The sequence below is a fragment of the Microcoleus sp. PH2017_05_CCC_O_A genome (genome assembly GCF_020738785.1).
GTDB lineage: Bacteria > Cyanobacteriota > Cyanobacteriia > Cyanobacteriales > Microcoleaceae > Microcoleus.
The window spans coordinates 1-8,813 of the sequence record NZ_JAEQCB010000188.1 but is presented as its reverse complement, the minus strand read 5'-3'; the positions used below and the strand labels follow the sequence as shown (position 1 = coordinate 8,813).

The window sequence follows — 8,813 nt, the reverse complement described above, 5'->3', positions numbered from 1 at the left end:
GGATTTGGCGGCAGTATTTAAGTAACAACCCGGTGAGTAAAGAACTCGGGAAAATTTTAGATAAAATGATTGAAAATGCTACCAACCGCCGCTATCAAATGGCTGTAGAAGTATTAACACAACTGAATCCAGAAGCAGCAATTAAACTCACCATTCCGCAAAAAATCACCAAACCAGTTAAACCCGCCACTAATCCCAATCCGCCCCCACCGCAAACCCATAACTGGCAATGTATTCACACATTAAGCGGACACAAAAACTTAATTTCATCTGTAGCTTTCAGCCCCAACGGAGAAGTCCTAGCCAGCGGCAGTGATGACAAAACAATCAAACTGTGGCGAGTAGAAGACGGACAAGAAATAGTCACTCTCGCAGGACACGCTAACTCAGTTTATACAGTAGTTTTCAGCCCTGACGGAAAGACACTCGCCAGCAGCAGCCACGACAAAACAATCAAACTTTGGCGAATGAAAGACGGGCAAGAAATTCGCACACTTTCCGGTCACATTAACTCCGTTTATGGCTTAGCTTTCAGTCCAGATGGCGAAACTATTGCTAGTAGCAGTTGGGACAAAACCATCAAACTTTGGCGCGTGAAAGACGGGCAAGAAATTCGCACATTCTCCGGTCACATTAACTTAGTTTACTTTGTCGCCTTCAGTCCAGACGGAGAAACTATTGCTAGCAGCAGTTGGGACAGAACCATCAAAATTTGGCGAGTCAAAGATGGCAAGCTAATTCGCACGCTGACAGGTCATACGGACTGCGTTCGCTGCCTAGCTTTCAGCCCAAACGGAGAGTTTCTGGCAAGCGGCAGTCACGACAATACGATCAAAATTTGGTGGGTTAAAGATTGGCAAGAAGTTTTAACTATTACAGGTCATTCCTGGTACGTTGATTCGATCGCATTTAGTCCAGATAGCGAGATTCTGGCTAGTAGCAGCAATCAAACAATCAAGATTTGGCGGGTTAAAGACGGTGAAGAAATTTGTAATATTGCGGGTCATACTAACTCGGTGTATTCTGTTAATTTTAGCCCGGAAGGAGAGTTTTTGGCGAGCGGCAGCAGTGACAGAACTATTAAAATTTGGGGGTGCAATCGATAAAATAGTAGAAGTCATTCCATTCTCCCTCTCCAATTTCCGCCACAACTCCCGAATCGCAGAAATCGGATTGTGATCGCGCTATAATAGATAAACTTAGCTAAAATTTAGGTAATGCCCGCAAGAGATTCTATCCATAACATTGTCAAACAAGCAATTGTCAAAGATGGTTGGCAAATCACCGACGATCCCTATGTTATTTCTTACGGGGAGCGATTTTTATTTGTAGATTTAGGTGCTACTGAATCATCCAGTCTCGATCGGATTGACGGACGGTTCATTGGTGCAGAATATCAAAACAGTCGCATCGCTATCGAGATTAAAGAATTTCGCGGCCCATCAGCGATCGCCAATTTAGAGCAAGCAATTGGACAATATATGGTTTATCGGCTATTGCTGAAGCAAGTCGATCCGGAACGCCAGGTTTACTTAGCCATTCCTGACACCGCTTATTACGATGTCTTCAGTGAGCCAATTGGTGAACTCGTCATCGCCGAAATTCCCCTAAAATTGGTGATTATAGATTTGAAAAAAACCGAGGTAAAACAATGGATACCAGCGCGACCTATCGAGAAATCGTAAAACAGGTGATTCTTCAATACGCTAAATTGCGTCCCTCTCATGGAGACATTAGACTAGATCCGGTGTTGGATGAAACGCGCGATCGCTATGCTTTAATGCAAGTGGGTTGGGATAGAGGACGGCGAGTGAGAGGGAATTTAATTTACATTACCCTAGAAGATGGAAAAGTTTATATTGAATACGACGGCATGGAATGTGGCATTACCCAAAATTTAATAGACCAAGGTATTCCAGAAAACGCTATTGTTTTAGCTTTTCTGCCACACTCTTTAACAGCTTTGACTACCGCTGTGTAGTGATGAAAGGCAAAAGAGCGATCGAAAAATAAACTCATTCTTTTCAATCTATCTGCTTCACGACATCCAAGGGTAGTCCTAGCACCCCTGCAATTTGCTCATCCTTCAATCCCAACTGTCGTAATTTACCAACCATGTCAATTTTAACTTGATTCGTGCCGTCCTGATAGTCGGGAGTCGCAGCCTGACTTTTATCTGGGGTAGAAGTGGGTAGTTCTGAGCAACCATTGATATAATTAATTGTGTTGCTCTCCCAAAAATTAGTAGTGTTGCGATCGCCAAAATTTATATTCAGATTTAATTGCCGTTCTAGAACAGATTCCAGATTACTTTTATCAACTGGTTCATCAAAAGTATCAGATAACATTTGCAAAAGTTTATAACCTAAATCCTTAGCATGACCCGCCGTACAACCGTAAGTACCTGCAATATCAGAATATTTTTGTCAATTCAGTATTCCCTCGATAATTTTACGCTGCAAGTCATTGAGATGTTTGCCTGTTTTCGCGTTGAGCGCTTCATCTACAAATTCCAAGATATCGGCGGTGTTCATCACTAGGGGTGTCAGAGAACTCTCGTTACTATACCAGACTTTTTCCGTCTTTTTCCGCCTTGCACCCCGAGTTGAGAAATACCCGTCTTTTTCCGTCTTTTTTTCCATTGTCAGTTTTGGGCGATCGGTCTATGATAAGGAAGAGCTACAAAGCAGCTTGGTTGGTAGAAGGGACTGGGCATCTAATCTTAATCTCCAACAGCGACCGATGGGGCTTTACTATTTTGCGAGTTGCGATCGCACTTCTAAATTATCTTATAGGTTTTGGGCGATCGCCTGTATTGTGAACAGAATTTCATCTACCAGTTTTCAGGCTTCTGCGATGTCCATCGATCGGTCAGATAGACAGGTTTTTCCGATATTATCCGATCTTTCCGACATTTGAGCAAATTTTTCTGGAAAAGTTCCGACTCAATCCGACTGACAGGGCGATCGGGCTTGGGTTTGGATTGGGAAGGTATTGTTTGACACTTAGATTGTTAAATATGAATCCGTAAAAGGAGATAAGTATGAAAAAATTGATTGTGGGCATGATTTCTGGAGTTGGAATTTTTGCTTCTGCATTACCAGGGGTAGCTCAGAATCCACCACCTCCAAATATTTTATCTGGTATCTATGAGAGTCAAGGTCACCTATATTACTGGAATAACACCGAGAAAACTTCGTGTCACATTGTCGGTCCTCCCCAGTTGAGGCTATTTGTTAATAGAGGTATGCCGAGTAGAGGAAATGCACCTTTTACTCCCTATAATTTTCGAGGTGGTTGTCTATGGCCTCAAGGGCTTTATGTGCCACCAAACAACCAAGGCAGAGTGATGTACATCAACTCCCGTAAAGAGATTTGCCACGTAGGACCGTCATTGTTCGGATTGTTACGCCAGCAATTTGGAGCGCCGCTGGAAGGTCTTTCTCTAGAAGTTATCTCTCAAGGTTTGACAAATATTGGTACTTGCCCCAATCCTGGATAAAATCTTGGGTATTTTTAATACTTCTGCGATGTCCGTAGAGCGATCAGATAGGGAGGTTTTTCAGATATTCTCCGATCTTTGCGACATTTGAGCAAATTTTTCGGGAAAAGTTCCGACTCAATCCGACTGACAGAGTTATCTCTGTTGATTTATGACTGTAAATCGATAGATGCGAATGTTTAGGTGACAAGATGAATAAATTACTGAAATTTACAATGTGCCTTGCTGCGGCTACCTTAGCCCAAGTTTTTACTGGATTTATTAATGATGCTCAAGCTCAACCTAAGAACCGCTCAGATTTGAATGGCTTACTACTCGCGCATCCTAGTAATGGTAAAGTCTACTGGATCGATCAAGGAAAACGACGGTGGATTGCAGGTCCTAATGTTTTCGACCTCTTGTTTCCTGGAAGGCAGGTTCAGCAATATATAGATGTCGAGCTGATTGAGGAAGCATCACCATTAACAATGGAAAATAGAGTTGTTCTTTGTAAAGAGAACGGTCATCGTTTAAATAACAAAGCGTATCTTTTGGATCAAGGTACTAAACGCTGGGTTGCAGGTCCAAAAGCTTTTGAACGTAACTTTGTTCTAAAAGCGGTAACACCTATATCTTGTCCGGCTTTGGTCAGCATCCCAGACGGTAGACCTATCCAATAGGTCGCCCACGTTTATGGAAGTTCTAATCTGAAGACGCTATTTCTCACTAGAGCGCTATTACTTTTTTTATTGATGGCGATCGATAAGGGGTGTGGATGCGATCGCACCTTGTCTTTTTTCACGGACAGGGCGATCGCACTCTTTGTGTGGATGCGCTCGCCCCTCTCTTTTTTACCGATCGACATCGACGCTTATTAGAAGCGGATAATCTCGATCGTGCATCGCGATCTCTGAAAACAAACATCAAATTCTCGAAAGAAGTTTGTTTGCCCAAGAATTAAGGGTATTTGAGAGGATTCTGCCCAGGCAAATGCTAGACGAACTGGTTCCAAATTCCCAATTTGAACCTGCACAAATACACCCCGCGCCTCAACACTTGCAAGATTTCCTGCCAATGGCAAGCGGACAGTTTGTTCCTCCCAAATTGCACCCAATTGCAGCCCTATGTCATAAGGTAATAGGTTGACCGCAGACCCAGTATCTAGCAGTGCATTCGCGGAGACAGAAAAGCCTGCATGACGAGCGAGTGATGGGAATCGTGGGTAATGCTTCATCGTCAGAAAAGGGAAACTCGATCGTACTAGGTATGAGTAGATGCCTCTCGGTCATCCCGAATCATCTGCATCAGAAGGTTTGCAGCTTCCGTTGCGTCGTAGGGCGACCAAACCGGATACTCTGATGCAGAAAAGATAACTTGTAGTTCAGCCTTTGGGATTTGCACAGCTAGGAGTTTGAAGAGTGATAATTTGTCTGACTGGCTCAGACTGTTCACCAAAGGAATTAACTCAGCGAGAGACATAGTTTAAACTCCCAGACATACAAGGATACATTTATCATAAACGATCTGTGAGACACGGTTTTATAGATAGGCGATCGATAAGGACTGGGATGCGATCGCACATTGTCTTTTTTTACCAAAAATCTAATTTTAAACAGAAGTACGATCGCCCTTTTTCCACTTTTTCAACAACTCTGGCGTCACCAACCCTTGCGGAAAAAATATCGTCCCCAAAACAATCAGCACCCCAAATACAATTAACCGCCCATCCCGCAAAAATTGCGCCAACCAAACCGGCAATCCCTGAATAGTTGCCATCCCCCTCAAAACCTCCGGTAAGGCAGTAAAAACCATCCCGCCCAAAACCGACCCTACAAAGGTTCTGCTACCACCAATCAACACAGAAGTCAAGTAAATAATACTAGCATCAAAAGTACCTTGACGGGCGTTCCAAGTATTGAGAAAATGCGCGCTAACCGCACCAACAACGCCTGCTAAAATAGCACCCAAAGTAAAAGCCAGAACCTTGTAAAAAGTCGGGTTAATGCCGATCGCGTCAGCCGCCAACTCATCAGCCCGAATCGCCGCAAAAGCCCGCCCCACCCGGATGCGTTCCAGCCGGTAGAGAATCGCCATGCTTACCAACAGTAAAGGCAGTACAACCCACAAATATTCGATCGGCGTTCCAAACGGTTGCGGAATCCCAAAAATCCCCACAGCCCCGCCAGTGATGTCCAGATTCAGCGATAAAACCCGCAGAATTTCCACAAAAGCAATAGTTGCGATCGCCAAATAAATCCCCCGCAACCGCAGCGCCGGAACTCCCACCAAAATACCCAACAACCCCGAAACAGCCCCTGCAATTATCATCTCCACCAACAGCAATGGCAGAGGAAATAAACCTTCTGTCTGCTTAAATACCGTCGTAGATAAAATCGCCGCAATATACCCACCCAAAGCATAAAAACCAGGGCTAGCGAGAGACAACTGACCAGTCATTAGAGGCAAATACAGCGACATTCCCAACATTGCACCCAGCAACATCGAGACAATCAGAAACCCATAAGTAGTAAAAAATGTAGCCATAACTTTATCTTAAATTATAAACATACTTAAATACGGGCTTTCTATCAAATGCGATCGCATCAGAATTATTCATTTCTCTCTTCTCTTTCTCTGCGCCCTCTGCGCCCTCTGCGGTTCAATCATTCCGATGTAACCGGAATCGAGCTAACAAACTTACACCTTTTGAATCAAACGCCGACCAAACAAACCCTGCGGCCTAACCAACAGCATCACAAACAATATCGCAAAAGCCACAGCATCCTTATAAGCCGAAAAATCACCCGGTACAAAAGCCTCCACCAAACCAATGATAAAGCCACCAAAAACAGCCCCCGGAATACTCCCCAACCCACCAAGCACAATCACAGCCAAACCCTTCAAACCAAAAGCAATCCCAAAATACGGCCCCGCAATACTCACACTAGAACCCACCAAACTCCCCGCCAAACCAGCCAGAAAACTACTCACAAAAAACGTCAAAACAATATACCTGTCAGTATCAATCCCCAACAGACTAGAAGTAGTAGCATCTTCAGCCACCGCCTGCATTGCCTTACCAAATTTAGTAAAATTTATCAAGTAAGTTAGGAGACTAACAATCGCCACAGCCACCACAAAAATAACTATTTGCACAGTCCGAATCGGAATCTGTTGATCCGCCGTACCAAAGTTAATAGCTGCTGGCAAATTGCCGTAAGTATTCGCCGGAAAAGTGTAAATCTCAGCCCCGACAAGATATTGAATCATATTTGCGATCGCCACCGCCGCCCCCAAACTCGAAACCACCGTCAGCAAAGGATCTGAGTTTCTGCGGCGTAAAGGCAAAAAAGCAACTCTTTCCACAATTACTCCCACCAAACCAGCCAACACACTGCCCAAAATTAGCGCCACCGCAAAAGGCAACTGCACGGGAATTCTAGCATTAGCCAACAACCCGTTAAAACCGAAAGCACCGCCCATCAGCGCATAAGTGAAATAAGCACCCAAAGTAAACACTGCACCGTGAGCAAAATTAATAATCCCGAGAATAGAAAAAACCAGCGTGTACCCCAGGGCAAAAATAGCATACACGCTGCCGATCGACAAACCATTCAGAAATTGTTGCAGAAACAGAGTTAAGTCCATCGCCAGTCACAAATTAGGCATCAAAATTAAATCATTCAATCACAAATAGGCTAAAAAACTACTGTCCTATTTTTTGACTGCATCCGTTAAATCCGCTACAAAATTCCTTGCCGAACTTCCTTTATTTCAGAAACTCAAACTTCCCATTAACTCCATCCGCATCCATTTTAATTTGTGCCACATAAAAGTCTTTCTGATTGATTTCACCTTCCGGCGTAAAAGAAATTTCCCCCAAAGGTGTATCGTACTTACCAGTCAACAACTGCTCATTAAGCTTTGTACGCAAGTCTGCCAAAGGCTTTTCACTAACCTTAGACTGAGCATTAATTGCCTTTAATGACTCCACAAAAACTTGAACGCCCGTAAAAGCTTGAGCGCTAAACTGAGGCGGTTCCTTCTTAAATTGAGCGCGATAAGCATCGCGAAAAGCCTTATTAATTTCATTCTGATATTCCGGGCTGTACGCTTGGGCAATCAAAACCCCATCGCAAAGAGCCTTACAAACAGTAAATACATTGGAAGTATTCAAACCGTTGCCGCCAATGATAACGCCTTTGTAGCCCAACTCCCGCAATTGCTTAATTAAATTGCCTCCATCTGCGGCCAACCCAGAAATAATGATCAAATCGGGCTTGACATTGATCGCATTAGTGGCTTGAGATTGGAAATCTGTATCAGTAGTCAAGAATTTTTGGACTGTTGCCAATTCCAGTCCCATCTCTTTAACGGTTTTCTGAAAAGTTTCAGTCTCAGATTTGCTGAAAGCATCATTCTGAGCAAAAAACACGGCTACTTTCTTAGTATTGGGATTTTGCTTCAGTGCAGCTTTAACCGCATTCGGTGCTACCACAGCTACAGGCGCGGAGACTCTGGCCACATAATCGCCAATCTGGGGAATGCCTTTAGCCGTATTGGAGGGTGCGAGCACGGGAACTTTGGCGCGATCGGCGATCGGATCGGCACCAAAAGCCTGCTGTGATAGAGTTGGGCCCACAATACCCACAACCTTATCCTGATTGATCAGAGTATTGAACGCATTAATCGCCCCTTGTTCATCTCCACCCGTATCTTGGAACACCAGTCTAATCGGCGTCCCATCCACACCGCCCTTATCGTTAAAATACTTCTCAGCAATTTTAGCCCCAGCCACCTGTTCCTGACCAAGTAAAGCCACATTGCTAGTTTGCGCGACCCCAACCCCAACCGGAATAGCCGCAGAGTTCCCCGCAGCCGAAGCCTGTGGCGTAGCTGTGGGAGTTGGTGAAGTACCTGGAGATACTGTATTAGTACCAGTCTGGGGAGTGTTGGTCTGACTGCAAGCCAGCAGCAGTGAGGCGCAGGTAAGGAACAAGGCAGTAGGACGAGCAGTAGGTTTTTTCATGGGCGGGCGATCGAACACATATATATAGAACATCTGTCTGTGTCTGTAGAGATATTCTACCCATTAGCGTCCGAGTCCCCGGAAAAAACCTTAGAATTACGCCCCAAACAAGTGAAATCCGGAAAAGCAGATTGGGCGATCGGGTCAAAGAGTCGGTCTCAACAGTCGAAACCCATACGGTGTATGAATTCAAAAAAAGTCAAGATTATTTTCGCAAAACGCTTGACAAGCCCTTGCGAAATAAGTATATTAATAAAGCGCCAGAGAGAGAGCGGTTCACACCGCGAACTTAAGGCACAGAGA

Annotated in this window: 14 protein-coding genes; 6 read left to right on the top strand and 8 right to left on the bottom strand. The window is 44.4% G+C overall.

Annotation, left to right across the window (positions count from 1 at the left end; genetic code table 11):
- From JGK20_RS30310 to JGK20_RS30300, 3 genes are all read left to right on the top strand, one after another.
- On the top strand, nt 1-1,106 hold a 1,106-nt coding region (locus tag JGK20_RS30310; RefSeq protein ID WP_293233249.1), incomplete at its 5' end, for a WD40 repeat domain-containing protein.
- A 111-nt stretch (nt 1,107-1,217) separates the two neighbouring features.
- A complete protein-coding gene (locus tag JGK20_RS30305; protein ID WP_293214082.1) occupies nt 1,218-1,685 on the top strand; it encodes a XisH family protein in 468 nt (155 codons plus the stop codon).
- The gene (locus JGK20_RS30300) at nt 1,652-1,981 is read left to right on the top strand and encodes a XisI protein (RefSeq protein WP_293208351.1); all 330 of its coding nucleotides are present in this window, start codon (nt 1,652-1,654) and stop codon (nt 1,979-1,981) included. Before JGK20_RS30305 ends, JGK20_RS30300 begins: the two co-directional genes overlap by 34 nt.
- 43 nt (nt 1,982-2,024) lie before the next feature.
- Here the strand turns inward: JGK20_RS30300 and JGK20_RS34690 are convergent, their stop codons facing one another.
- Together JGK20_RS34690 and JGK20_RS34685 are read right to left on the bottom strand one after the other, a co-directional pair.
- Nucleotides 2,025-2,348, bottom strand: a complete 324-nt coding sequence (locus tag JGK20_RS34690) for a hypothetical protein (protein ID WP_363319241.1) — start codon at nt 2,346-2,348, stop codon at nt 2,025-2,027.
- A 78-nt stretch (nt 2,349-2,426) separates the two neighbouring features.
- Nucleotides 2,427-2,642 (bottom strand): hypothetical protein, encoded by a 216-nt coding sequence (locus JGK20_RS34685; protein WP_325315940.1) that lies wholly within the window; start codon nt 2,640-2,642, stop codon nt 2,427-2,429.
- 23 nt (nt 2,643-2,665) lie between these two features.
- Between JGK20_RS34685 and JGK20_RS30290 the strand changes: the two genes are divergently transcribed.
- From JGK20_RS30290 to JGK20_RS30280, 3 genes are all read left to right on the top strand, one after another.
- Nucleotides 2,666-2,821: a hypothetical protein gene (locus JGK20_RS30290; RefSeq protein WP_293208353.1), complete on the top strand. Its 156-nt coding sequence runs from the start codon at nt 2,666-2,668 to the stop codon at nt 2,819-2,821.
- A gap of 222 nt (nt 2,822-3,043) precedes the next feature.
- Complete coding sequence (locus JGK20_RS30285; RefSeq protein WP_293208355.1) at nt 3,044-3,502, top strand: hypothetical protein; 459 nt, start codon at nt 3,044-3,046, stop codon at nt 3,500-3,502.
- A gap of 191 nt (nt 3,503-3,693) precedes the next feature.
- Nucleotides 3,694-4,161 (top strand): hypothetical protein, encoded by a 468-nt coding sequence (locus JGK20_RS30280; RefSeq protein ID WP_293186877.1) that lies wholly within the window; start codon nt 3,694-3,696, stop codon nt 4,159-4,161.
- Between the two features lie 11 nt (nt 4,162-4,172).
- Here the strand turns inward: JGK20_RS30280 and JGK20_RS30275 are convergent, their stop codons facing one another.
- From JGK20_RS30275 to JGK20_RS30250, 6 genes are all read right to left on the bottom strand, one after another.
- Nucleotides 4,173-4,346, bottom strand: coding sequence for a hypothetical protein (locus JGK20_RS30275; RefSeq protein WP_293226139.1), 174 nt, complete (start codon nt 4,344-4,346; stop codon nt 4,173-4,175).
- Nucleotides 4,347-4,355: 9 nt separating this feature from the next.
- A complete protein-coding gene (locus JGK20_RS30270; protein ID WP_293186878.1) occupies nt 4,356-4,715 on the bottom strand; it encodes an aspartyl protease family protein in 360 nt (119 codons plus the stop codon).
- Between the two features lie 26 nt (nt 4,716-4,741).
- The gene (locus JGK20_RS30265; protein ID WP_293186879.1) at nt 4,742-4,960 is read right to left on the bottom strand and encodes a hypothetical protein; all 219 of its coding nucleotides are present in this window, start codon (nt 4,958-4,960) and stop codon (nt 4,742-4,744) included.
- Nucleotides 4,961-5,089: 129 nt separating this feature from the next.
- Nucleotides 5,090-6,025, bottom strand: a complete 936-nt coding sequence (locus tag JGK20_RS30260; protein WP_293233247.1) for a branched-chain amino acid ABC transporter permease — start codon at nt 6,023-6,025, stop codon at nt 5,090-5,092.
- Between the two features lie 153 nt (nt 6,026-6,178).
- Entirely contained in the window at nt 6,179-7,129 is a 951-nt protein-coding gene (locus JGK20_RS30255) for a branched-chain amino acid ABC transporter permease (RefSeq protein WP_293186881.1), read from the bottom strand.
- Between the two features lie 121 nt (nt 7,130-7,250).
- Nucleotides 7,251-8,543, bottom strand: a complete 1,293-nt coding sequence (locus JGK20_RS30250; protein ID WP_366039679.1) for an ABC transporter substrate-binding protein — start codon at nt 8,541-8,543, stop codon at nt 7,251-7,253.
- Between the last annotated feature and the right edge of the window lie 270 nt (nt 8,544-8,813).